22 protein-coding genes are annotated in these 23037 nt (G+C 60.8%); 16 read left to right on the forward strand and 6 right to left on the reverse strand.

Features of this window, described 5'->3' with window-relative positions; translation table 11 throughout:
• Positions 1 to 3 precede the first annotated feature (3 nt).
• From BLS57_RS12310 to BLS57_RS12335, 6 genes are read left to right on the forward strand one after another with little or no spacing between them, the layout of a single operon-like run.
• Complete coding sequence (locus BLS57_RS12310; RefSeq protein ID WP_093742711.1) at positions 4 to 942, forward strand: ABC transporter permease; 939 nt, start codon at positions 4 to 6, stop codon at positions 940 to 942.
• Entirely contained in the window at positions 939 to 1742 is an 804-nt protein-coding gene (locus BLS57_RS12315) for an ABC transporter permease (RefSeq protein ID WP_167356423.1), read from the forward strand. The genes BLS57_RS12310 and BLS57_RS12315 overlap by 4 nt, the downstream gene beginning before the upstream one ends.
• Positions 1739 to 3343 carry a dipeptide ABC transporter ATP-binding protein gene (locus BLS57_RS12320; RefSeq protein ID WP_093742715.1) on the forward strand — a complete coding sequence of 535 codons (1605 nt, stop codon included), beginning with the start codon at positions 1739 to 1741 and terminating at the stop codon, positions 3341 to 3343. The genes BLS57_RS12315 and BLS57_RS12320 overlap by 4 nt, the downstream gene beginning before the upstream one ends.
• On the forward strand, positions 3340 to 4269 hold the full coding sequence (locus BLS57_RS12325; RefSeq protein WP_093742717.1) for a MurR/RpiR family transcriptional regulator: 930 nt from the start codon (positions 3340 to 3342) through the stop codon (positions 4267 to 4269). Before BLS57_RS12320 ends, BLS57_RS12325 begins: the two co-directional genes overlap by 4 nt.
• A complete protein-coding gene (locus BLS57_RS12330; protein ID WP_093742719.1) occupies positions 4266 to 5357 on the forward strand; it encodes a DmpA family aminopeptidase in 1092 nt (363 codons plus the stop codon). Before BLS57_RS12325 ends, BLS57_RS12330 begins: the two co-directional genes overlap by 4 nt.
• 11 nt (positions 5358 to 5368) lie before the next feature.
• The gene (locus BLS57_RS12335; RefSeq protein ID WP_093742721.1) at positions 5369 to 6436 is read left to right on the forward strand and encodes a C45 family autoproteolytic acyltransferase/hydrolase; all 1068 of its coding nucleotides are present in this window, start codon (positions 5369 to 5371) and stop codon (positions 6434 to 6436) included.
• A 64-nt stretch (positions 6437 to 6500) separates the two neighbouring features.
• Here the strand turns inward: BLS57_RS12335 and BLS57_RS12340 are convergent, their stop codons facing one another.
• A complete protein-coding gene (locus BLS57_RS12340) occupies positions 6501 to 7574 on the reverse strand; it encodes a DUF2793 domain-containing protein (RefSeq protein ID WP_167356424.1) in 1074 nt (357 codons plus the stop codon).
• Positions 7575 to 7752: 178 nt separating this feature from the next.
• Here BLS57_RS12340 and BLS57_RS12345 point away from each other — a divergent pair, with 178 nt between their 5' ends.
• Entirely contained in the window at positions 7753 to 8331 is a 579-nt protein-coding gene (locus tag BLS57_RS12345; RefSeq protein ID WP_093742725.1) for an ASPIC/UnbV domain-containing protein, read from the forward strand.
• A gap of 77 nt (positions 8332 to 8408) precedes the next feature.
• Here BLS57_RS12345 and BLS57_RS12350 read toward each other — a convergent pair whose 3' ends face one another.
• Positions 8409 to 9416 (reverse strand): glycosyltransferase, encoded by a 1008-nt coding sequence (locus BLS57_RS12350; RefSeq protein ID WP_093742727.1) that lies wholly within the window; start codon positions 9414 to 9416, stop codon positions 8409 to 8411.
• Between the two features lie 131 nt (positions 9417 to 9547).
• Between BLS57_RS12350 and rfbC the strand changes: the two genes are divergently transcribed.
• From rfbC to BLS57_RS12385, 7 genes are all read left to right on the forward strand, one after another.
• On the forward strand, positions 9548 to 10117 hold the full coding sequence (rfbC, locus tag BLS57_RS12355; protein WP_093742729.1) for a dTDP-4-dehydrorhamnose 3,5-epimerase: 570 nt from the start codon (positions 9548 to 9550) through the stop codon (positions 10115 to 10117).
• The gene (gene rfbB, locus BLS57_RS12360; RefSeq protein ID WP_093742731.1) at positions 10114 to 11151 is read left to right on the forward strand and encodes a dTDP-glucose 4,6-dehydratase; all 1038 of its coding nucleotides are present in this window, start codon (positions 10114 to 10116) and stop codon (positions 11149 to 11151) included. The genes rfbC and rfbB overlap by 4 nt, the downstream gene beginning before the upstream one ends.
• On the forward strand, positions 11148 to 11990 hold the full coding sequence (gene rfbD, locus BLS57_RS12365) for a dTDP-4-dehydrorhamnose reductase (RefSeq protein WP_093742733.1): 843 nt from the start codon (positions 11148 to 11150) through the stop codon (positions 11988 to 11990). The genes rfbB and rfbD overlap by 4 nt, the downstream gene beginning before the upstream one ends.
• Positions 11987 to 12859, forward strand: a complete 873-nt coding sequence (gene rfbA / locus BLS57_RS12370) for a glucose-1-phosphate thymidylyltransferase RfbA (RefSeq protein ID WP_093742735.1) — start codon at positions 11987 to 11989, stop codon at positions 12857 to 12859. Before rfbD ends, rfbA begins: the two co-directional genes overlap by 4 nt.
• A gap of 147 nt (positions 12860 to 13006) precedes the next feature.
• Positions 13007 to 13513, forward strand: a complete 507-nt coding sequence (locus BLS57_RS12375; RefSeq protein ID WP_093742737.1) for a 2Fe-2S iron-sulfur cluster-binding protein — start codon at positions 13007 to 13009, stop codon at positions 13511 to 13513.
• Positions 13510 to 14496 carry an FAD binding domain-containing protein gene (locus BLS57_RS12380; RefSeq protein WP_093742739.1) on the forward strand — a complete coding sequence of 329 codons (987 nt, stop codon included), beginning with the start codon at positions 13510 to 13512 and terminating at the stop codon, positions 14494 to 14496. Before BLS57_RS12375 ends, BLS57_RS12380 begins: the two co-directional genes overlap by 4 nt.
• Positions 14493 to 16682, forward strand: coding sequence for a xanthine dehydrogenase family protein molybdopterin-binding subunit (locus BLS57_RS12385; RefSeq protein ID WP_093742741.1), 2190 nt, complete (start codon positions 14493 to 14495; stop codon positions 16680 to 16682). The genes BLS57_RS12380 and BLS57_RS12385 overlap by 4 nt, the downstream gene beginning before the upstream one ends.
• A gap of 27 nt (positions 16683 to 16709) precedes the next feature.
• Here the strand turns inward: BLS57_RS12385 and BLS57_RS12390 are convergent, their stop codons facing one another.
• The 4 genes from BLS57_RS12390 to BLS57_RS12405 all read right to left on the reverse strand — a co-directional run bounded on the left by BLS57_RS12390 (position 16710) and on the right by BLS57_RS12405 (position 19911).
• Entirely contained in the window at positions 16710 to 17018 is a 309-nt protein-coding gene (locus tag BLS57_RS12390; RefSeq protein WP_244153678.1) for a type II toxin-antitoxin system RelE/ParE family toxin, read from the reverse strand.
• On the reverse strand, positions 17008 to 17250 hold the full coding sequence (locus BLS57_RS12395; protein ID WP_093742743.1) for a type II toxin-antitoxin system ParD family antitoxin: 243 nt from the start codon (positions 17248 to 17250) through the stop codon (positions 17008 to 17010). Before BLS57_RS12395 ends, BLS57_RS12390 begins: the two co-directional genes overlap by 11 nt.
• A 52-nt stretch (positions 17251 to 17302) precedes the next feature.
• Positions 17303 to 18274 carry a threonine ammonia-lyase gene (locus BLS57_RS12400; RefSeq protein WP_167356425.1) on the reverse strand — a complete coding sequence of 324 codons (972 nt, stop codon included), beginning with the start codon at positions 18272 to 18274 and terminating at the stop codon, positions 17303 to 17305.
• A gap of 77 nt (positions 18275 to 18351) precedes the next feature.
• Complete coding sequence (locus BLS57_RS12405; RefSeq protein WP_093742745.1) at positions 18352 to 19911, reverse strand: phytoene desaturase family protein; 1560 nt, start codon at positions 19909 to 19911, stop codon at positions 18352 to 18354.
• A 103-nt stretch (positions 19912 to 20014) separates the two neighbouring features.
• Between BLS57_RS12405 and BLS57_RS12410 the strand changes: the two genes are divergently transcribed.
• Together BLS57_RS12410 and BLS57_RS12415 are read left to right on the forward strand one after the other, a co-directional pair.
• A complete protein-coding gene (locus BLS57_RS12410) occupies positions 20015 to 21583 on the forward strand; it encodes a phytoene desaturase family protein (protein ID WP_093742747.1) in 1569 nt (522 codons plus the stop codon).
• A gap of 42 nt (positions 21584 to 21625) precedes the next feature.
• The coding region (locus BLS57_RS12415) for an ABC transporter substrate-binding protein (RefSeq protein WP_093742749.1) at positions 21626 to 23037 on the forward strand (1412 nt) is incomplete at its 3' end.

A 23037-nucleotide genomic window follows, 5' to 3' on the forward strand; every position in this document is an offset into this window, starting at 1 on the left:
TCCGTGAACACTCTGCGCTTCATAGCCTTCAGGCTGCTACAGGCGATCCCCGTTCTGCTGGGCGTCAGTATCATCACCTTTATCTTAATGGCCGCGACGCCCGGCGATCCGGTGCGCTTGCTGGTCGGGGACCGCGCCAGCCCGGAGACGATCGCTCTGGTCCGCGACCGCTATGGTTTGGATGATCCGATCCTTTTTCAGTATTTCACCTATGTGAAAAACCTGATCGTCGGGGATCTGGGGGCGTCGCTGCGCTACAGGGTGCCGGTGTCGCAACTGATCGCACAGCACTATCCGGTGACTTTGTTCTTGGTGATTTATACCATCGTGCTGACCCTGCCGCCGGTGGTTTTCTTGGCGGTTTGGTCCGCGAAACGTCAGAACGGCCCCGCGGATCAGGTGATCCGGATGCTGGGAGTGCTCGGCTTGGCCGTGCCGGTGTTCTGGTTGGCCCTGCTCTTCGCGCGGTTCTTTGGCGTGACGCTCGGCTGGTTCCCGGTCAGCGGCTTTGGCGAGACAGTGCCTGACCACTTTATGCATCTTTTCCTGCCCGCGCTGTCGACCGCCATATGGGTGGTGCCGATCCTTGTGCGGACCTTGCGCTCAGCGCTGCTGGACGAGATGAACCGCGACTATGTGCTTACCGGCCATTCCAAAGGCTTGGGCGAGCGGCAGATTTTCCGCACCCATGTCTTCCCCAATTCCGTACTCCCGACGCTGAACCTTTTCGCCGTGATCGTGGCCTATCTGCTTGGCGGTTCTGTCATCGTTGAGACAGTCTATGCCGTTCCGGGCATGGGCAAGCTCATGGTCGATAGCATCTTGGCGCGGGACTATTTCGTGGTGCAGGGCGCGACACTGGTTTTCGCCCTAACGACAATCCTCGTGATGCTGGCCGTTGACCTGCTCTCGGCCCTGATCGATCCGCGGGTGGCGCCATGAGACTTTCACCGATGTTTGTGATCGGCGTTGCGCTGGTCTTGATCTGGGGCCTGATTGCTGCTGCGGCTCCCTTGCTGGCCACCCATGACCCTTACGCGATCGACTTTGCCGCGATCCTGAAAGCGCCCGGCGCGGAGCATTGGTTCGGCACCGACAATGTGGGGCGCGATACCTACAGCCGGGTGGTCTATGGCGCGCGACTGGCGCTTTATATCGGTCTGCTCGGGGTGGTCGCACCCTTGGTGATCGGGATGACCATCGGGTTGGTCGCCGGCTATTTCGGCGGTTGGGTCGACACTGTCGCGATGCGGCTGGTGGACATCACTGTGCCTTTCCCCTTCTTCGTGCTGGTCTTGTCGATCGTGGCGGTGCTGGGGCCCGGGATTGAGAACTACTTCATCGCCTTGGCGCTGGTCGGTTGGGTCGGATATGCGCGGCTCGCGCGGGCCGAGGCACTGGTGTTGCGTCAGTCAGAGTTCGTACTGGCGGCGCGCACGATGGGGTTCAGCCACGGCTATATCCTGCTGCGGCATGTGCTGCCAAATTCGCTCTCGCCTATCGTAGTGTATTTGATGACGGATGTGACGCTCGTGATCCTCTTTGGGGCGGCGCTCGGCTTTCTCGGCATGGGTGTGTCACCGCCCGCAGCCGAATGGGGCGTGATGATCGCCGAGGGGCAGACCTATATCTCTACCGCTTGGTGGATCAGCTTTTTCCCCGGTCTCGCCATGGTGCTGATTGGCGTCGGCTTTGCGCTGATCGGGGACGGGCTGGCCCGGATGTTGAGGATCGAACGATGAGTACTTTGCTAGAAGTCCGCGACCTTTCGGTGCGCTTTGGCCAAACGACGGCAGTCGATGGCATTTCCTTTGATCTTGAAAAGGGCGCCTCGCTCGGAATTGTGGGCGAAAGCGGGTCGGGCAAGTCGGTGACCTGTCGGGCGCTGATGCGGCTACTGCCGCCCGCGGCCAAGATCAGCGGGAGTGCGCTCTATGATGGGGCGGATCTGTTGCAGATGCCTCTGCCTCAGTTGAACCAAATCCGCGGCAAGCGTATCGCGATGATTTTCCAAAGCCCGGCTTCACATCTCGATCCCCTGATGCGGATTGGCGATCAGGTGGCTGAAACCCTGCGCAAACATACGCAGATGCGGGGTCAGGAGATTCGCGACGAGGTGCTGCGCCTGCTTGACGTGGTGCGCATCCCCGATCCGGCGCGATGGGCGCGGGCCTATCCGCATCAGCTTTCGGGCGGGATGAAACAACGGGCGATGATTGCGGGCGCTTTGGCGTGCCAGCCCGATCTGCTTTTGGCGGATGAGCCAACCACGGCGCTGGATGCGACCGTGCAGAAAAGCGTGCTGGACCTACTCGCGCAGCTCAGGCGGGAGCAGAACCTGTCGATGATCTTTGTCAGCCACGACCTCGGCGCTGTGGCGCGGGTCTGTGACGATCTGCTGGTGATGCGCCGCTCAAAACTGATGGAGAGCGGCCCCGTCTCGCGCGTTATCGACGCGCCACAGCATGATTACACCCGCAAGCTCATCGCCTCACACCCAGACAGGCTGACCCTGCGCCCGGTGGCCGAAGCCAGCACCGGCGCACCGCTGATCGAGGGGCAGGGGCTGCGTATTCGCTACGGCGGGCGCAGCCTTGCCGATCTCATTGCTGGACGTGAGGGCGGTTTTGTGGCCGTTCAGAATGCCGACTTAGCGGTGCGGCCCGGCGAAACAGTGGGTATCGTTGGTGAGAGCGGTTCCGGCAAATCGACCCTCGCGCGGTCGCTGGTGGGCTTGGTCAAACCGCAGCGGGGCACCGTCTGCTTTGATGGCACGCCTGCCGATCCGACGGGAAAGGGTCGGGTGGCCTATCTGCGCGAGGTGCAGCTGATCTACCAACACCCCTATGAAGCGCTCAGCCCCCGTATGACCGTGGCGCGTGCCATTGCCGAGCCGCTGCGCCGGCACCGGCTCTGCCCACCGCGTGAGGTCAAGGACAAGGTCGCCGATCTGATGGAACAGGTTGGCATCCCCACCAAACTCGCCGACCGCTATCCGGGGCAGCTTTCGGGCGGGGAATGCCAGCGTGTCGCCATTGCGCGTGCATTGGCCTTTGATCCCAAAGTGCTGATTGCTGATGAGGTGACCTCTGCGCTGGACGTCACCTTGCAAGCTCAGGTGATGGACTTGCTGCTGAAGCTGCAAAAAGATCGGGGCCTCACGATGATCTTTATCAGTCACGACCTCGGGGTGATCCGGCGGCTGTGTAATTCGGTGATCGTGATGCGTCAGGGGCAGATCGTGGAAAGCGGCCCGACGGGCGCAGTGTTCGACAATCCGCGTGAGGCCTATACCCGCCAATTGATCGACGCGATCCCTCATCTCCACGCGGGGGCGGCATGACGAAATCCAAAACCCCAACAGGCCCGGCCCGCGAACGTGTCACCAATGCGCGCAACCTCTCCAAAGCCGAGAGCGAAGTGGCCCTTTGGGTCGAGCGCAATTTCGACAACCTGCCGTTTGAGACCGCCGCCGATCTGGCTATCGGCGCGGGCGTCAGCGAGATGACCGTCAGCCGTTTTGTGCGGCGCTTGGGCTACGCGAATTTCAAAGCTTTCAAAGCCGCGGTGAACGCCGAGTTCCGCAAGAATGATAATGACAACGGCAGCCTGCAACTGCGCCGTATCGCGATCCCGGAAGGGACGGGGTCAGAACTAGACGCCCAATTGCAATTGGAACTCGACGCCATTGTCGAAGTCTACCGCATGGCACAAACGCCTCAGTGGGCCGCCGCGCTCGACGTGGTGCAAGAGGTGCGGCACGTGAATGTGACCGGTTTTCAGGGTGTCAAAGGTGCTGCGATGGATTTCGCGACCCGTCTCAAATATGCCCGCCCCGGAGTGCGATTTGCCGATGGGCGAACAGGCAATTGGTCCGAGCTTTTCATCGAGGAGCCGGAAACCTCCTGCGTCATCATGGTCGAAGTTGTGCCCTACGCACATGAGGCGGTTAAGGTCGCCGATATGTGTCTGCGCCGGGATATTCCGCTGATTATGATCACCGATCAATACAGCGCATGGCCGCGCAAATACACGCCCTATGTGCTCTCGGTCGCTACATCAACCCGTGCTTTTCTCGACAGTACGGCGGGGATCGCAGCGCTTCTGGGTCTGTTTCTGAGCGGCATCACCGCACGGGTCGGTGCTCCTGCGCAGGACCGTTTGCGCCAGATGCGTGAACTCGCGGCGCATTTCGATCCGTTCTCCTATGAGCCGGGCAGCCAAATGCGCCCGATCCTGCCCAGCGACCGCAAAGAGGAAAGCCAATGACAATCCGCGCACGCGATCTTGGCCTGCCATTCAACGGCACCCCCGGCCCCTATAACGCGATCACGGATGTGCCCGGTGTTACCGTCGGGTTTTCTACCGTCATCCAAGATGCCGTCCCCGGGCAGCATAGGGGTCTTTGTACCGGGGTCAGCGCCATCATTCCGCGCGGCGTCAGCGGTGCGATAGAGCCGGTTTGGGCCGGGGTTCACTCCTTTAACGGCAATGGCGAGCTAACCGGCGGCCATCATATTGCCGATCTAGGCTGGTTCATGGGACCGGTGATGCTGACCAACAGCCATTCGGTCGGGATGGTGAGCCATGCCACGGTTGGCTGGATGATCGAACGCTACTCCGAAGTCTTCGAGCGCGATCATATGTGGTGCTTGCCGGTGGTGGGTGAAACCTACGACGGCGTCCTGAATGACATCAACGCCCGCGGCGTGACAGAGGCCCATGCGCTTGAAGCACTGAACAGCGCCACCTCGGGACCGGTGACTGAAGGGAACGTCGGGGGCGGGGCTGGGATGATCGCCTATGAGTTCAAAGGCGGCACCGGTACGGCGTCGCGGCAGATCACGGTGGCGGGGCAAGACTATACGCTAGGTGTGATGGTGCAGGCCAACCACGGCACCCGCGCAGCCTTTGAGGTCGCCGGGGTGCCGGTGGGTCGCGAGATGACCGATGACCTCGTATTCCCCTCAGAAATGGGCTCGATCATCGTGGTAATCGCCACCGATGCGCCACTGCTGCCGCACCAGCTAAACCGTCTGGCGCGACGGGGCGGCATCGGCATCGGGCGCAACGGCACCACGGGTGGACATAACTCAGGCGACATTTTCCTCGCTTTCAGCACCGCCAATCCGCAGAGCAATCCTTGGCACACGCCGGATGTGATGACGCTCTCGGCACTCAAGGACAGCCATCTCGACTATTTCTACACCGCCGCGGTGCAAGCCACGGAAGAGGCTGTGCTAAACGCAATGATTGCCGCTCAAGACCGCGTGGCTGTTAAACCTGCGGGCAAGCTCGTCTGCGCCATTGATCATGACCGGCTCTGCGCCGTCATGGCCGCCGCTGGCAGACTCTGAAAGGGCCCATAATGGAGATCATAGATTGCATCGGCACCCCGAGCGCCCGCGGCGAGATCCATGGCGAAACCCTGCGAGACCGTATCCGCGACGCGCTGGACCGCTGGGAAGCAGCCACAATGGCCGGCCTCGGCGCAAAGGCACCGCGCAGCATCGATCAATATTGTGAAGAGTTTCTGTCGGACACTAAGCTGCTGCAACAAGCGCAAGCGCTCACCCCCGGCCTTGTGACGGAACTATACGGCATTGCAGAAGGCGCAAAACAGCCATTCGCCCGTATGGCGGTCTACAATCTTATGGACGAACAATGGTGGCGCGACGCTGACCTCAAGGCGCCCCCGCCGGGCTGTAGTCTGGTCGCGCAAAAAGTGTCAGGCGGGCATGTGCTGGCTCAGAATATGGACCTGCCCGGCCATATGGATGGCTCGCAGATCGCCCTCAGACTCGGCGGCGATGATATCCCCGAAACCATCGTATTGAGCGCAGCCGGGTTGCTCGGACTTACCGGCGCCAATGCGGACGGGCTGGCGGTCGGTGTGAACACACTGCTGATGCTCCAGCACAGCGCAAGCGGTCTGCCGGTGGCTTTTGCTCTGCGCCATGCCTTGGCCGCCTCGAACCCGGCAGATGCAATGAAGCGTTTGAGCAGTATGAACCATGCCAGCGGACAGCATTATGCAATGGTTAGTTCCGATCAGATCCTGTCAGTCGAATGTTCGGCGCGATCAACGACAATTGTTCCGCTGGAAGACGCAGCGCAGCTTCGACACACCAACCACCCGCTTGCCAGCCCCGATATTGATCCTTGCGCATTGAAGCGTCTCGGCAATGGTGGGTTTACCAAAAGCTCAGAACTTCGCCTCGCATGGCTGGATCGGCATTGCACCGAACTGAAGAGCCGAGCCGATGTGCAGGCCCTCTTCGACGACACCGCCGCACCACTTTGTATGCGCCCGGAGACCAACGGCGGATCAAGCACCTTCGCTTCGGTGCTTTATGAGTTGGGCGATACCTTAACGGTAAAGATGCGGGCCGGGGTCGCCGGGTTGAATGCCTGGTCCGAATTCGGGTTTAGCTGACCCGTTGCTGCAAAACCTGAAAGGCAGGGCAGCGCACCCTGCTTCCAGACGACGTTCTAAGCCCCTATTTCGCCGCCCAGCCCGTGTTGCCGCTACCGCTCTCCTTAACGTATAAGCTAGTCCCTGCAGCACCGTCCGTTCGGGAATAGAGCGAACCGACCGGGGCAATAACGACCCCCTCTGGTGATCCTGAACCCGAAGTCCATACCACACCACCCTGGCCGACAGGCCCTGTCACTGTCAGGGCGCCGGCAGCAGTGATCCGGAAAACTTCAGTCGACCCCGCTGCGGTCCCAAGCAGAATGTTATCCCGGCTCTGTGCGCGGATCTGAAAGCCATTTGGCGCCGTATCGGAAAAGAGAAATGACGACTCGTTCTTTCCCGCGTGTAAAGCCGATAGGCTGCCATCGCTCCGATCGACGATAAAGGCGCAGCCTCCGCCGGTGCGTGAGACACGACCCAAGGTGTCAACATCCAAGGGAAACTCTGGGTTTGCGTTCTGGACGCCGATATTCCCGTTGGCGTTATCGACCACCAGCGCGTCGACCCAGGTGCTGCCGTCAGGGCTGACCTTAATGGCAAAGTTGTCCTCGCCCGCCGTCCCCATCTCAGCGCGTCCTGAGAAACCCGTTTGGAACAGCAGGCTAGCCGTATCGGTTGTTGCGGCTTTGTTAAGCTTTAGTTGGTGCCCGGCACCCTCGTGGTTAAGCAACGTCGCGGGGGCCGAAACTGACAATCGGTTTGTGCTGTCGTAGTTCGCATTAACGCCCAACCCATCCAGTTCGCTAAGATCCGGCGGGCTTACCTCCAACCACTGCGCGCCCAAACGGCGCATAAGGCCGCCGGTGACTTTGTTAAGTGCGAACCAGCCTTCTTGCGGCAGGATGAACAGCCAGCTTTCGTCAATCCAAGCGGCCAATTCATTCGGATGCCCCGCCCATTCTTCCACTGGGTTGTCCCCGAGGGCGTAAATGGAGCCACCGCTCGGTAATTCCGGAGGGGTATTGCTATCGAAAGCTTCAACGGCCAACTGCACCAGCGCGTCAAGTTTCTGTAGGGCTTCGTTGTGCGTAACATGTTTCTGCGCTTGCGAGGGCATCAGATAAGGCAGGGACAGCCGTGTTGAGACGTCAGGCATAGGGAATCTCCGGGAATTGCAATCGATGCTCATGTTCCGGGGGATTTGTTATCAATTCCGATATGCACCGTACTGCCTACGTTAACCGTTCCAAAACCGTATCGGGGTCAGCTTCTAAATTACATAATCATTACTATCGGCATTCTCGCCACTCGCAGGACTTACTGGTTCCGCCAGTATGCGGGGGCTAGAGGTTGGAGGCTGGTCTTGGGATACGAAGATCGCAGACTTTGACAATGACGGCGCTCAGGACGTCTATATCGTCAATGGCACCTGGGTTCCGAACGAGGTGTCTCCCTCCAACCTGTTTTTTCACAATGATGGAGAAGGCAGCTTTTCTGAGGCGTCCGCCAGCTTCGGCTTGGAAGATTACCTGATGACGGCCGCTGCCACCGTGTTTGACATGGATGGCGACGGCGATCTTGATCTGCTGACCCACCCGGTCAATGGCCCACTGGTACTGTTCCGTAACGGCTCACAGACCGGCTATTCTATCCTCTTCGAGTTCGAGGATCATCTGGGCAACCGCGACGGAATTGGCGCGCGACTGGTGCTGACCGATGCAAACGGAGAAGTGCAGAGCCGGGAAATTCAGTTGGGCGGCGGCTTCATGTCCTTTGATGCACCTCAAGTGCATTTCGGGTTGGGCAACCAGACAAGTGCGACAAAGCTTCAGATTTTCTGGCCGGACGGAGGAGAGAGCGTCATCACCGGCCCCCTACCCGCCGGACAGCGCTACCGCGTTACCCGACGCTAATTTTGTCTCCGGCACCTTATTCCTCGGAGTCGTACTCATGGGCCGTTACCACCGAGAGATCCCGAGCAAGAAATAACCTATCTGCCACTATCCCGGGCCCAAGCTTTCACCTCCGGATGGCTGACCCCCGTCCGCCGCAGCAACCCGTCGCGGAGCGCGCGGGCTAGTAGCATCAGGTAGCGCCCACGCTCGCCATCATAGTAGCGCACCTTCAGCAGCCATTTCAGCGTAATCAGCGGCAAGATCGGCCAGAACAGCCATCCTGCGGCAAGGCGGTAGACCATAACCAGATTGCGCGTGTGATAATAAACCTTCCAAAGCGGGGCGATACGGGGGGAACCTTCGGCGATCGTGCTGAAGTCATGTTCAAAACGCAGCGTCGGATCAAAGCGGATTTCGCCGCCAGCTTGTCGTAATCCCAGAGTGTAGAGAACGTCGTCGCCGTAGATAAACAACCGCCCATCGGGAAATCCGACCCGCGCAATGGCCGCGCGGGAGATAAAAAGTCCGACGAAAGACGCGCCGTCGATTGATGCCGTTTCAGAGGCCGCATATTCAGCGGCACCAATATGGAACCCGTTACGCCCGCCGCCTGTCACGGTGCGGCGCAGAACGGCGAGGTTCCAGAATGGATTGACCGACGGGCGGTTCATGTCGCAGATACGACCGTCCGGGTGGTAAACCGCCGCCGCCCAAGCCTCTGCTTGGTCCCGTTCCTGGGCATGGAAAAGTTCGAGCGCTCCGCTTTCAGGTCGCGCATCGTCGTCCATGACCAGCAGCCAATCAGGTTCGAACTGCTCAACAGCCATGCGCATTCCTGCTTCGAACCCGCCTGCCCCACCAAGGTTCTCGTCGCATCGCAACACTTCAAGCCGCGGATCAGATTGCTCGCCGAGCCAGTGCCCAGTGCCATCAGTTGACGCGTTGTCGACAACGATCACAGCCTGCAAGTGTTCCGGCTGGCTTTCGAGCAAACGCGGCAAAGTCACCTGCAGTTGCGCTAGACGGTTATATGTGACGACCACGGCAACCAAACGGCCCGCCCCATTTTGCTGCTCTGTCAAACCGTCAACCACTCGCGCCATCTCAATACGTTGCCCTTGGGGGCGCAAAGGTCACAACAGGGCGCTCTTGTCAAACCAAGCAGGCAATCTTGGGTGACGCAGGGCACTCCGTTGTGGCAGAAGGGGCCAACTGCAACATTTAAGGCGCATTTATGCAGATCGAAGAAACGGCTCTACCCGGTGTGCTCATTCTCACCCCGGCGCGCCACGGTGATGCGCGCGGCTTTTTTAGCGAAAGCTGGAATGCGCAGCGCATGGCGTACGCGGGGCTGAACTATAATTTCGTGCAGGACAACCACTCCCTTTCCGAAGTCGCAGGCACTTTGCGCGGGCTGCATTTCCAGACCCCGCCCCATGCCCAAGCCAAACTGGTGCGCTGCGGCCGCGGTGCTCTTTTCGATGTCGCGGTGGATATTCGTCATGGCTCCCCCACGTTTGGGCAATGGGTGGGCGTAGACCTGACCTTTGACAACGGCCGTCAGCTTTTGATCCCTGAAGGGTTCCTCCACGGGTTTGTCACACGTGCGCCGATGACCGAAATCGTCTACAAATGCAGCGACACATACGCTCCGGACTGTGATGCAGCCGTGCGGTGGGACGACGCGGACATCGGCATCGACTGGGGGCTCGAAGGTCGCGAGCCTATCCTGTCAGAGAAGGACGCCAAGGCCCCACGGCTCGCGGAAATTCAGCCGCATTTCAGCTGGGAAGGTCCGGCATGAAGATCCTCGTGACCGGTGGCGCAGGATTTATCGGGTCTGCTGTCGTGCGCCGCGCCATGGCGCAGGGACATTCGGTGGTGAACCTCGATGCGCTAACCTATGCCGCCTGCCTCGACAATGTCGCAGACGTCACAGACCTGCCCGGCTATGTGTTTGAGCATGCAGATATTCGCGATGCCACGGCGCTGCATAGGATTTTCACCGAACACGCCCCTGACGCAGTGTTGCACCTAGCTGCAGAAAGCCACGTCGACCGTTCGATCGATGGCCCGGGCGCGTTTATCGAGACCAACGTCACTGGCACCTATACGCTGCTTCAGGCAGCGCGGGACTATTGGGAAAGCCGGGGGCGGTTTGCCGGCTTTCGGTTCCACCATGTTTCCACCGATGAGGTTTTCGGATCGCTCGGACCGACAGGGCTTTTCACCGAAGAAACCCCATACGCGCCGAACAGCCCTTACTCAGCCTCGAAAGCCGCCTCCGACCATTTGGTTCGCGCATGGGGTGAGACCTACGGCCTGCCGGTGGTAATGACGAATTGCTCAAATAACTACGGCCCCTATCACTTCCCGGAAAAACTTATTCCTGTGGTGATCCTGAACGCCTTGGCGGGCAAGCCTATCCCGGTCTATGGCGCTGGCGAGAATGTGCGTGACTGGCTCTATGTAGAAGACCATGCTAAGGCGCTTTTGACCGTGCTGCAAAAAGGAGCGCTTGGTCGTTGCTATAACGTCGGCGGCAATGCCGAGGCGCGCAACATTGATTTGGTCCGAACGATCTGCGGGCTATTGGATGAATTGCGCCCGACAGAGCGCCCCTATGCCGAACTTATCACCTTCGTCGAAGACCGCCCCGGACATGATGCGCGTTATGCCATTGATGCCAGCCGTATTCGCGATGAACTCGGTTGGGAACCATCGGTTACATTGGACGAGGGGTTGCGACGGACAGTGGTGTGGTATCTCGACAATCCGAAGTGGTGGCAAGCATTGCAGGCCCGCGACGGTGTGGGCCAAAGGCTTGGTCGCGCATGAGCATGTTGGTTTTTGGCCGCAGCGGGCAAGTGGGCAGCGCATTGGCAAAGCTCGCGCAGGGCGCCCGATTTTTAGGTCGAGATGCTGCCGATTTAGCAAACCCTTCGGCCTGCGCAGCAGCCATTCTTGAGGCGCGGCCCTCCGTTGTGATCAATGCCGCCGCCTACACCGCCGTAGACCGCGCCGAAGAAGATGAGGCCCTCGCACAGACCATCAACGGCGAGGCCCCAGGCGAAATGGCGCGCGCTTGTGCAGAACTGGACATTCCTTTCCTTCATATTTCGACCGATTACGTCTTTGACGGCAGCGGTGACCGCCCTTGGTCTGCGACAGACCCAACTGCGCCGGTGAACGCTTATGGCCGCAGCAAGGCCGCCGGGGAAGCCGCCGTGCGCGCCGCAGGGGGACGCCATGCCATCCTGCGGACCTCTTGGGTTTTCTCAGCAACGGGCAGCAATTTTGTCACAACGATGCTGCGCCTCAGCGAAAGCCGTGACGCCCTGAATATAGTCGAGGATCAGATCGGAGGCCCGACCCCGGCGCTTGCGATTGCCGAAGCCTTGCTAGAGATGGCCGGCAGTATGGTTCGGGGCCGAGGGGGGGGAACTTACCACTTCGCAGGCGCGCCTGCGACAAGCTGGAAAGGTTTCGCAGAGGCGATTTTTGTCGCCGCTGATCGACAGGTTTCGGTGACTGGCATCCCGACCAAAGACTATCCGACGCCCGCGAAAAGGCCTCTGAACTCTCGCCTCGATTGCAGCGCATTAGAGACTGATTTTGGCATCCGCCCCCCGGATTGGCGCGCCGCGCTGGACGACGTTGTAAAGGAGCTGACATGACCACACGCAAGGGCATCCTGCTGGCTGGCGGATCGGGCACAAGGCTCTATCCCATCACCATGGGCATCTCTAAACAGCTCCTGCCAATCTACGATAAGCCAATGATCTACTACCCGCTGTCGGTTCTGATGTTGGCAGGTATCCGCGAGATCGCGGTGATCACCACGCCGCAGGACGCGGAGCAGTTCAAACGCAGTTTGGGTGATGGGGCGCAATGGGGGCTCAGCCTGACCTATATCGAACAGCCCAGCCCGGATGGTTTGGCGCAGGCCTATCTGTTGGCAGAAGATTTCCTCGACGGTGCGCCATCGGCGATGGTGCTCGGTGACAATATCTTTTTTGGTCATGGCCTGCCCGAAGCCCTTGCCGCCGCCGACGTCCAGCAAGATGGCGGCACAGTCTTCGGCTACCGTGTGGCAGACCCGGAACGCTACGGTGTCGTCGATTTTGACGGCGACGGCAAAGTCCGTTCCATCGTCGAAAAACCCCCGGTGCCGCCTTCGAACTATGCGGTGACCGGCCTTTATTTCTTGGACGGCAGCGCCCCAAGCCGGGCCCGCGCCGTCACCCCCTCAGATCGTGGGGAGCTGGAAATCACCTCGCTGCTGGAAATGTATTTGGCGGATGAGGCGCTGTCGGTTCAGCAGATGGGGCGGGGCTTTGCCTGGCTCGACACGGGCACCCACGGCAGTCTTCTTGATGCCGGAAATTTTGTGCGCACCCTATCTGAACGCCAAGGGCTGCAGGTCGGTAGCCCCGAGGAAATCGCCTTTGGCAAAGGGTGGATCAGCGCAGATGAATTGCGCGGGCGGGCCGAAGGGTTTGCGAAGAACAGTTACGGCAGCTATCTGCTCGGCCTTCTGAAATAGACTCCGCTGGTGGGCTGGTTGCCTCCGGTCCCGCACCACCTTATCAGCTTGCCCCCTCCTCTTCCCGTCCTACGTGCTGCGACAACGGCAGGTGCGCAGGGCGACGACCCCCACCTTGCCTGCATCGCATTGGCCGGAGGGATTCCCGTGGAAACACAACTAACCATCAATGGCACGCAACATAAACTAGACCTCGATCCGCGAACCACGCTTCTGGATGCCCTGCGTCACCATCTTGGCCTCACCGGCAGCAAAAAGGGATGTGACCACGGGCAGTGCGGGGCCTGCACTGTCATGGTGAACGGACGGCGCATCAATTCTTGCCTCACTCTCGCCTGCATGCACGACGGCGATGAGGTGACAACGATTGAAGGGATCGGCCAGCCCGACAACCTCAGCCCGCTGCAACAGGCCTTTGTCAGCGAAGATGGCTTTCAATGCGGTTACTGCACCCCAGGCCAAATCTGTTCGGCGACCGCCATGCTGGAAGAGATCGCCAACGGCTGGCCAAGCCATGTGACCGGTGAACTGGACGCTTCAGCAGAACTGACAACCGAGGAAATCTCTGAGCGGATGAGCGGCAACCTTTGCCGTTGTTCGGCCTATCCCAACATCGTCGAGGCCATCCGCAAAGCAGCGGGAGGTGGCGCATGAGACCGTTTGACTACGCCCGCGCCGCCACTTCCGAAGACGCCGCCCGGCAAGCCGCCGAAGGGGCAACATTCATCGCCGGCGGCACCAATCTACTCGATCTTATGAAGCTCGAAGTTATGGCGCCGTCAGCATTGGTCGACATCAACCGGCTAGACCTTAACCAGATTGAAGAGGCGGACGACGGCGGCCTGCGCATCGGCGCCTTGGTGACCAACAGCGATCTGGCGAATGACACGCGGGTGCGCAAGCACTGGCCCGTCCTTAGCCGCGCACTCTTGGCAGGGGCCAGCGGGCAGTTGCGCAACAAAGCCACAACGGGCGGCAACTTGCTGCAACGGACCCGCTGCCTTTATTTCTATGACCGCGCCACGGCCTGCAACAAACGCGATCCGGGCAGCGGCTGTGCGGCGCGTGACGGGTTCAATCGCATTCTGGCGGTGCTTGGCACCTCTGAGCATTGCATCGCCACCCACCCCAGTGACATGGCGGTGGCCATGCGCGCGCTCGGTGCTGAGGTTGAAACGCTGAAACAGGACGGGTCGACCCGGCGCATCCCGCTCGGAGACCTCTACCTCCTGCCCGGCGACCGACCTGATCGCGAAACGGTGTTAGAACAGGGCGAACTGATCGCCGCAGTCACCCTGCCCGCGCCGGTCGAAGGCCGCCAGATCTACCGCAAAGTCCGGGATCGCGCCTCCTATGCCTTTGCGCTGGTTTCCGTCGCCGGGATCGTTGCCGTCAGTGAGGGCCGCATCACCCGCGCTAATCTCGCTTTCGGCGGGCTCGCACCAAAACCGTGGCGCAACGCTGAGGTAGAGGATTTGCTCACGGGCGAAGCGTCCTCTGACGCGCTTTTTGGCAAAGCCGCTGATCTCCTCCTCGCCGAGGCCCAAGGCTTTGGCGCCAATGATTTCAAAATTCCCCTCGCCCGGCGCACCCTCGTTTCGGTGCTCAGGGAACTGTCGCAGGAGGCAAGCGCATGACCGAACATTTCAAAATGGACGCGCCCGCAACGGACCGGCGGCTCGATGACATGGCTCAAGGTTTGGTTGGGGCGCCACTCGACCGACCTGAAGGGCCGCTCAAGGTCTCTGGCACGGCAACCTACGCAGACGAATGGCAAGTCGATGGGTTGGCCCATGGCGTCTTGGTCCGCGCACCGGGCAATAGTGGTCGTGTCGTGCTCGCGAACCGCAACGCGGTGGCGAGGATGGATGGTGTTCTGGCCGTGATCGATGACGACCGTCTGTTGCGAAACCCGGCGCAGGGCACGGCAAACGAGGCACCAATCCAAGGACCGCATCACGCCGCCTATATGGGCCAGTTGATCGCTGTTGTCGTCGCTGAAAGTTTTGAACAAGCCCGCCATGCGGCGCAGAGCTTGGAAGTCACCTTGGAGGGTGGCACGCTGATGCCGGTTGATCCGACAACAGCGGCGGTCGAGCCCCAGGAAAGCAAGAATCTTGATCAAGGCGATCTTGATGCCGCTATGGAAACGGCTGCGCATAGTGTGGACGCGATCTACACCACACCGTCCCATTCCAGCACACCGATGGAGCCTCATGCCTCTATCGCTACATGGGAAGGTGACGACCTGACCCTGCGTGGCAGCTACCAAATGCTAAAATACAACCGTAACGAATTGGCGGACGCTCTCGGCATCCACCCTGATCGGGTGCGCATTTTATCGCCCTATGTCGGCGGGGGTTTTGGGTCCAAACTTGGCCTCGCGCCCGAGGCCGTTGCCGCCTCAATCGCAGCCAAGCAGGTTGGTCGGCCGGTCTCGGTAGCCCTCCAGCGACCACAGGTGTTTGAAGCTACGATGCGCCGCTCGGAGACCTCGCAGCGGGTTCGACTGGCGGCTGACGCCGAGGGGCGGCTGACCGGGCTAGGCCATGACGCGCTCGTGTCTAACCTGCCGGGCGAAACTTTCGCCGAGCCGATCTTGCAGGCGTCTCACTTCCTTTACGCCGGCGCCAACCGGCGGATGTCGATGGATTTGGCGCGGGTGCACCGCCTTTGTGCCGGTTCTGTACGCGCGCCGGGAGAGGCGGTGGGCGTTACTGCCTTGGAAAACGCCATGGACGAACTGGCCCATGAGATCGGCATAGACCCGGTTGAACTGCGCCGCCGCAACATCCCCGAGAAAGACCCCGAGAGCGGAAAAGACTATTCGTCCCGTCGGTTCCGCGAGGCATTGGACAGCGGCGCAGAAGCGTTCGGCTGGGCAGACCGGCCGGGCGTCAAAGAGCGGCGCGAGGGCGAATGGCTGATCGGCTACGGCATGGCCTCGGCGGCGCGGGTGAATGTGCTGATGGAATCTCAAGCGCGCGTCACGCTCCTACCCGACGGTCGTGCTCGCGTGGAGACCGACATGACCGATATCGGCACCGGCACCTATGCGATCCTTGGTCAAATCGCAGGCGAAATGCTGGGCCTGCCGCGCGATGCGGTCGATGTTGTCTTGGGCGACACCGCCCTGCCCCCGGCCTCTGGTTCCGGCGGCTCTTGGGGCGCGTCTTCTAGCGGGACATCAGTTTACGTCGCCTGTCAGGCGATCCGCCGACAATTGGCCGAGCGGTTAGGGGGCGAAGAAGCAGATCTGACGCTCAAAGACGGAAGCGCAACCTTCGACAATCAGACGCGCCCTTTGGCCGAGATTCTTGACGGCGATGAGATCGTCAAACTGGCCCATCTACAACCGGGCGACACCTCCGACGCGGTGCGACAAGCCACTTTTGGCGCTTATTTCGCCGAAGTTGCGGTTCATGCGGCGTCTGGTGAAACACGGGTCCGGCGGATGCACGGCAGCTTTGCCGCGGGTCGTATCCTGAACGCCAAGACAGCGCGGTCGCAATGCCTCGGCGGGATGACTTTTGGCATTGGCATGGCTTTGACCGAAGAGCTGGCCTTTGATCCGCGCGACGGGCATGTGGCGAACCACAACCTCGCCGAGTACCATATCGCGGTGAATGCTGACGTGCCGCAGCTGACGGTGGAACTGCTGGAGGAACGCGACGATTGGGCCAACCCGATGCAGGCCAAAGGCATTGGCGAGTTGGGCATCTGCGGTGCGGCGGCAGCAATCACCAATGCCATATTTAACGCGACAGGCGTGCGGGTGCGCGACTATCCGGCGACCTTGGATAAGGTCATCGCCGGAATGTAAGGAGGCGTGCCTACGGGAGATCGCCGCCTAAGTCTCGGCGATGAAGTCGGTCAAGTTCCGTGCAGCATGCAGGATGCGGATGATTTCCAGTCCCGATGCTGCCTCGCGGTAGATCACCAGATGCGCCCGCGTCGCATGTATTCGGACCGGGGGATCAAAGACGTCTCGCAGCCGCGCCATTTCGGGGAAAGTGGCAAGCAGGTCGAAGACGGCGAACAGCCCGTCGGCATATCGGTCTGCCTGATCCGCGCCCCAAGTGGTCGCTCCGTAGCGCCAAATATCAGCAAGGTCAGACTGGGCAGCGGGGCGAAGTTGCCAACCGGCTTCAGCCACCATGTCCCGCGCGCATCTGAGCCTTGAATGCAGCAGGATCGACGGGCGTGGCCTCACCGCTTTCCAGACTCACATCTACAGCGGCCTGTATCTCGGCAATCGCTTCCTGCCGCGCGCGATCACGCCGGATCAGGTCTCGCATATAGTCGCTGGTATTCGCATAGCGGCCGGTGCGGGATTGCTGCTCAACCCAGTTTTTCATCGGGTCCGGGAGGGAAATGTTCATGGTGCCCATGGGGTTCTCCTTATCCCTCATAATCTATGGCAAACTTTGCCATAGGGCAAGCTTAGCCATCCAACAATGCGTGATACCGCGCCAAACTGACGTTGGACCCGCAAGCGATAATCCCAACATGACGCCCCTCCGCGCGGGTGCGCAACGGGCCACAAAGAGCCGCCAACGCGGCAGCGCAGGCTGGTTCGGCTGTAAGTCTCAGGATATCTTGATAGCTGCGCATCGCCGCGCGAAGGGCGTCATCTTCGACGCGTACAATCTCATCGACATAGCGCTGCGCCACTTCAAAGGAATAGGGCATCGCAAGCGGGGAAGCGAGGCTGTCTGCGATGGTCGAGATGGTCTCCAGCCGCACCGGAGCGCCAGCCTTGAGGCTGCGGTACATGCTATCCGCCCCGAAAGGTTCCACACCGATCACAGTTGCGTCCGGCTTCGCCAGTTTGATTGCGGCGGCCATGCCACTGATCAACCCGCCCCCGCCCACAGGAACGACAAAGAGGTCGACCTCAGGATGCGCAGCCACGAACTCAGCGCCGCAGGTTGCGCTGCCGAGTGTCATATGACGGCCCTCAAACGGGTGCATCATTACACGCCCCTCGTGCGCGGCGCTGTCTTCCATCACTGCAAAAGCTTCGACGATATCTTCGCAGAGCACCACTTCCGCCCCGCTCGTCCGGCAACCTTCGATCCGAAGCGGATCGGCGGCTTTGGGTATAGTGATCTTGGCCGAAACGCCCAGCTTCTGCGCCGCCCAAGCCACCGCCATCGCGTGGTTGCCGCCGCTCGCCGCGACGACGCCGTTTGTCTTCTCTGCTTCGGAAAGCCTGCTGATGCCCAAGTACGCCCCGCGCGCTTTGAACGATCCTGCTTGCTGAAATAGCTCCAGTTTGATCGTCCCACTGGCCAGATCGGGCAGAATGGCCCTCCAGCGGTCGGACTGCATTGAAAGCGTCGGTGTCTCGATTAACGTGCCATTAATCGCCGCACGTGCCTCGGAAATATCTGCTGTAGTAAGCTCTGCCATCCCTGCCCCCGCCTGTTCTTTGTCCGCAACCTAGCGGTCAACTATCTGACCTGAAAGGGGAGTTTTAGGTAGTTACCTCAGCCGCCCAACTGACGTGCGAGGTTAAGTCCAGAACCACCACCCAAGCCCGGGCCGGGATGGGTCGAGGCCCCGATATGGTACAGGCCTTTGATCGGCGTGGCGTAGTTGTTCTGATCTGCAAAGGGACGCCAAAGGAAGAACTGGTCCAGGGTGCAGGCCCCTCCATAGGGATCACCGCCGACGAGGTTGACGTTCAGCCCCGCCAAATCGGCGGGCGAATAGGCGCGGCGTGCAAGTTTGATGGCGTCAAAGTTACGAATGCTCTGGCGCAGAATGTCTTCCACCCGGTCGGCAAAAGCCTCGCGTGTGGCCTCTGTCCAGTCGGCCGTAGTATCAATTTCACCCGCCGCATCGCCTTTGATCACCTGCGGTGCATCAGGGATTTGCAGCCAGAGCACAGCTTTACCCTCGGGACAACGGCTGGGATCAAGCCGATGCGGCTGGCCGACACAGATGGTGGGCACGGCAGGCAACAGACCACGCTCAGCCTCGTTGCAGGACCGGGAAACCGCATCGACCCCGTCCGCGAGGTGGATCAGCGCCACGTCGTCCAACCCGTCGGCCACCCATTCAGGGGCGGCATCAAGCGCATAATGCAGCTGAAAATTCCCGCGCCCGTGCCGGAATTTACGCGACGTCTGCGGGCGTGGCTGTTCTTTCAACAACCCTTCGTAGAGCTGCCCGGGCGCTACCGAGGCGATGATATTTTTGGCGTGGATCGTCTCACCCGTGGCAGTCTCGATCCCCGTCGCGGTCCCATTCTCGACAAGCACGCGCTGCGCCTCGACCCCGGTGCGGATCTCGCCACCTTTGGCTGTAATCAGCCGCTCGAACGCCGCGGCCATCTGCGCCGCACCCCCCTTGACCACCGGCGCGCCCGCGGCCTCTAGCGCGAATGCAATGACACGGCTCATCTGCCCGCCATAGCTTGCCTCCGGGGTCAGCCCAACATGCAGCACCCAAGGCGCCCAAAGGGCTTGAACGTCTTCGCTTTCATAACGTGTTTCAAGCCACGCCCGCCCCGGCTCCAATGCCTCGCCAAACCAAGCCTTGAGCGGCCCGAGCCCGCGCTTCCACGCCTGTTTCGCCAAGAGCCAAGCCGACTGCCGTGACCAAAGCGGCTGCCCCAAAAGCGCAAAAAGGAATTCAGCGTCCGCTTCGATCGCCCCCACATCAGCCGCGTGCTGGTCCCCGTCCCCCGGTGCGCGTTTGTTGAAAGCCGCGACATTCGCGGCGCGGTCCATCTCCAACCGCAACGCCTGTCCGTTGGGGCGCAGCGTCGCAGTCGGGTGGGGGCTGTGACAGAACTCTAACCCATGTTCGGCCAAGTCCGCGCCCAAGGCTTCATGCGCCGGGCCGGTCAGGAACAACACGAAGGTCGCAGCCATCACATCGTGATGAAAACCGGGTAGCGTGATTTCCTCGGTCATCATGCAGCCGCCAATGCGGTCTTCGCGCTCGACCACCAGCACGCTGTCACCCTTGCGGGCCAGCATTGCGGCGGCGACCAGCGCATTTATGCCCGACCCGATGATGAGATGATCAACGTCCGACATGCTTAATCCTTCCGCAATTATTTCCAGAGGTCTCAATATTTTGAAACAAAGCTAGACAAAAAAATATGCGTTTGCAATTATCTTGCTCAGGGAGACTAGGGCAATGACATCTAATGTTGATGCCGTCATCATCGGCGCGGGGCACAATAGCCTCGCTTGCGCTTGCCATTTGGCGGCGCGGGGCTGGAGCGTGGCGGTCTACGAGCAAGCGGCTGAACCGGGCGGGGCGGTGAAGTCTGGCGACTACACGCAGCCGGGGTTCCGCCACGACTGGGCGGCGATGAACCTATCGCTTTTCGCAGGCTCCGCTTTTCACGCGGAGCATGGTGGAGAGTTGGCGCGCCATGGGCTAGGCTTTGCGCCTACGTCGAACCCCTTTGCCAGCCTGTTCCCCGATGGGCGTTGGCTTGGCATCTCAAACGACCGCGCTTTGAACCGCGCGCGGATCGCGGGGTTCAGCCAAACCGATGCCGAGGCATGGGACCGACTGAGTGATGATTTCCCGGGCGAGGCCGAAACGATCTTTGCCCTACTAGGCAGCCCGATGCGCGCCTCTTCACTCGCCAAACTCGGCTGGTCCACCCTGCGCAAACGCGGGCAGGGCGGCAGCCTAGATCTGGCGCAGTTCTTAATGATGTCGCCCCGCGCTTGGCTGGATCAGACCTTTGAAGACGACCGCGTCAAAGCGACCTTGGCCGCTTGGGGGATGCATCTGGACTTCGCCCCCGACATCGCAGGCGGCGCGCTGTTCCCCTATCTCGAAGCCATGGCCGCGCAGGCCTTTGGCATGGTGCTGGGCCAAGGAGGCGCGGATGCGATGACCCGTGCCATGGTCGCGATGATCGAGGCGCGAGGCGGCTCTGTCACCTGCAACGCAGAGGTTACGGGCATCGAAAACGCAGGCGGTCGCGCCACCGGGATCACGCTGGCGGACGGGCGTTTCATTGGCGCCGACAAAGCCGTCATTGCCAATGTCGCGCCCTCTGCCTTGCTGCGCCTGACCGGAGGCAGCGGGGATGCGCGGCACGATAAGGCGATGAAGACGTTCCAGCACGCGCCGGGTACGATGATGATCCATCTGGCGATGGACGACCTGCCAAACTGGCCCGCCACCGAACTGAAACGCTTTGCCTATGTGCATTTGGCCCCCTCGATGGACCAGATGGCGCAGACCTATGCGCAGGCCAAGGCGGGGATGCTACCGGATGAGCCGGTGATCGTTTGCGGCCAGCCCACGGTGGTGGACCCCAGCCGCGCGCCTGCGGGCAAACATGTGCTTTGGCTTCAGGTGCGCATGGTGCCGGGACAGATCAAAGGCGATGCCAAGGTCGAGATTGCCGCGACTGACTGGGAGGCCGCCGCCGCGCCCATGGCCGAACGTGCGCTCGACATCCTAGAGCGCTACGCCCCCGGCACAAGCGCGCGGATCATTGACCGCCATGTGGTCACCCCCGCGATGCTGGAGGCCGACAACCCCAACCTCGTCGGCGGCGATCAGGTCTGCGGCAGCCACCATCTGCACCAACATTTCATGAACCGCCCCGCACGCGGCTATGCCGATGGCAGCACGCCGATCAAAGGGCTTTACCACACCGGTGCCGCCGTCTGGCCCGGTGGGGGTACTGGCGCAGGGCCCGGCACCCTGCTCGCCAGAAAACTTGTCGGAAAATAAAAACAAGAACCTAAAAAACAACAAGTCTCAGGGAGAGAACAAATGAAACTATCCAGACGCAGCCTACTCAAGACCAGCGCCGCGGCGGCCGCCTTTGCCACCGTGGCCCTGCCCAGCTTTGCCCAAGAGATCGACGAATTGGTCATCGCCTATAACGTCAACCTGCCCAGCTGGGACCCGACCGTTGGCCCCTCGGCGGTGAACCCGACGATCCAAGGGTTCTACCAGTCGGTCTTTGACCTCTACATCCCCCAAAACCCCGATCTGTCTTTCGGCCAAGGCCTGATCACCGACTACGGCTGGAACGAGGACGAGACCCAAATCTGGATGGAGGTCCGCGACGGGGTCACATGGCACAACGGCGATCCTTTCACGGCTGAAGACGTGGCTTGGTCCCTGCAGCGCGCCGCCAATGCCGAAACGGGCAACCCGATCCAGTTCATATGGGGCAAGGTCGAGAACATCACAGCCGAGGGCAACCGCGTCACCGCCGACGTCAAGGAATACGAGCCGACGTTCTTTAAGTGGATGTCCTTCCTCACCGGCTATGTTTTGCCCAAGAAATACTACGAGGAAGTCGGCGCAGACGGCTTTGAGGCCGCGCCTATCGGCACCGGCCCCTACATGGTTGAAAAATTCGAGCGCAACGCTTTTGTGCGGCTCAAAGCCAACGAGAACTACTGGGGCGGCGCGCCGGCGTTCAAATCCGTGACGATCAAATTCGTGACCGACGCGGCCAGTCGTGTGGCCGAGATTGAATCGGGCAACAGCCATGTCACGCTCGAAGTCCCCTATGAGGAGTTCGACCGTCTGAAAGCCAAAGACGGCATCGAAGGTGTGGCCGAGCCGATCTCGGACATCGGCATGATCTTTCTCAACGACATTGAGGCGATGACAGACCCGAACGTCCGCAAGGCCGCCGCGCTGGCGATCGACAAAAAGCTGATCATCGACCGGCTGCTGTCGGGCTACGGCGTGCCGATCGACACGCTGCAAACGCCGGATTACGCCGCCTATGATGAGACGATCACCGTGGGCCATGACATGGAGAAGGCCAAGGCACTGCTGGCCGAGTCCGGCTTTAGCACGGACAATCCGGTGAAGTTTAAGATTCAGACCACCAAGGGTTTCAAGCCCAAGGATTACGAGATGGTGCAGGCCATTGTCGGGCTCTGGCGCAAGGTGGGGATCGAGGCCGAGATCGAGGTCTATGAGATCGCCAAACACTATGAGCTGCGCGCGGCTGACACGCTGGCGCCTGCGGCCTTCTACAACTGGGGCAACTCGGTGGGCGATCCGACAACCTCGACCGGCTTTGCCATGTTCGGCCCCTCGCCGCATTCGGTCTGGGACGGCGAAGATACCTTCAACATGATCCTGCCGCTTTGGGGCGAGAAGGACGAGGCCAAGCGCATCGAGGGCTGGAAGGCCGTAGACCGCCACATCGCCGAGAA

The sequence above is a fragment of the Sulfitobacter delicatus genome (assembly GCF_900102535.1).
Lineage (GTDB): Bacteria > Pseudomonadota > Alphaproteobacteria > Rhodobacterales > Rhodobacteraceae > Sulfitobacter > Sulfitobacter delicatus.

What these genes read in the sequence shown, in the direction of transcription:
- BLS57_RS12325 (WP_093742717.1), top strand. Translation starts at nt 3,340, where the DNA reads ATGACGAAATCCAAAACCCCAACAGGCCCGGCCCGCGAACGTGTCACC.
- BLS57_RS12335 (WP_093742721.1), top strand. Translation starts at nt 5,369, where the DNA reads ATGGAGATCATAGATTGCATCGGCACCCCGAGCGCCCGCGGCGAGATC.
- BLS57_RS12390 (WP_244153678.1), bottom strand. Translation starts at nt 17,018, where the DNA reads ATGGTGGCTGAAGCCGGTTGGCAACTTCGCCCCGCTGCCCAGTCTGAC.
- BLS57_RS12320 (WP_093742715.1), top strand. Translation starts at nt 1,739, where the DNA reads ATGAGTACTTTGCTAGAAGTCCGCGACCTTTCGGTGCGCTTTGGCCAA.
- BLS57_RS12345 (WP_093742725.1), top strand. Translation starts at nt 7,753, where the DNA reads ATGCGGGGGCTAGAGGTTGGAGGCTGGTCTTGGGATACGAAGATCGCA.
- rfbD (WP_093742733.1), top strand. Translation starts at nt 11,148, where the DNA reads ATGAGCATGTTGGTTTTTGGCCGCAGCGGGCAAGTGGGCAGCGCATTG.
- BLS57_RS12350 (WP_093742727.1), bottom strand. Translation starts at nt 9,416, where the DNA reads ATGGCGCGAGTGGTTGACGGTTTGACAGAGCAGCAAAATGGGGCGGGC.
- rfbB (WP_093742731.1), top strand. Translation starts at nt 10,114, where the DNA reads ATGAAGATCCTCGTGACCGGTGGCGCAGGATTTATCGGGTCTGCTGTC.
- BLS57_RS12400 (WP_167356425.1), bottom strand. Translation starts at nt 18,274, where the DNA reads ATGGCAGAGCTTACTACAGCAGATATTTCCGAGGCACGTGCGGCGATT.
- BLS57_RS12405 (WP_093742745.1), bottom strand. Translation starts at nt 19,911, where the DNA reads ATGTCGGACGTTGATCATCTCATCATCGGGTCGGGCATAAATGCGCTG.
- BLS57_RS12395 (WP_093742743.1), bottom strand. Translation starts at nt 17,250, where the DNA reads ATGGGCACCATGAACATTTCCCTCCCGGACCCGATGAAAAACTGGGTT.
- rfbC (WP_093742729.1), top strand. Translation starts at nt 9,548, where the DNA reads ATGCAGATCGAAGAAACGGCTCTACCCGGTGTGCTCATTCTCACCCCG.
- BLS57_RS12385 (WP_093742741.1), top strand. Translation starts at nt 14,493, where the DNA reads ATGACCGAACATTTCAAAATGGACGCGCCCGCAACGGACCGGCGGCTC.
- BLS57_RS12330 (WP_093742719.1), top strand. Translation starts at nt 4,266, where the DNA reads ATGACAATCCGCGCACGCGATCTTGGCCTGCCATTCAACGGCACCCCC.
- BLS57_RS12340 (WP_167356424.1), bottom strand. Translation starts at nt 7,574, where the DNA reads ATGCCTGACGTCTCAACACGGCTGTCCCTGCCTTATCTGATGCCCTCG.
- BLS57_RS12410 (WP_093742747.1), top strand. Translation starts at nt 20,015, where the DNA reads ATGACATCTAATGTTGATGCCGTCATCATCGGCGCGGGGCACAATAGC.
- BLS57_RS12380 (WP_093742739.1), top strand. Translation starts at nt 13,510, where the DNA reads ATGAGACCGTTTGACTACGCCCGCGCCGCCACTTCCGAAGACGCCGCC.
- rfbA (WP_093742735.1), top strand. Translation starts at nt 11,987, where the DNA reads ATGACCACACGCAAGGGCATCCTGCTGGCTGGCGGATCGGGCACAAGG.
- BLS57_RS12315 (WP_167356423.1), top strand. Translation starts at nt 939, where the DNA reads ATGAGACTTTCACCGATGTTTGTGATCGGCGTTGCGCTGGTCTTGATC.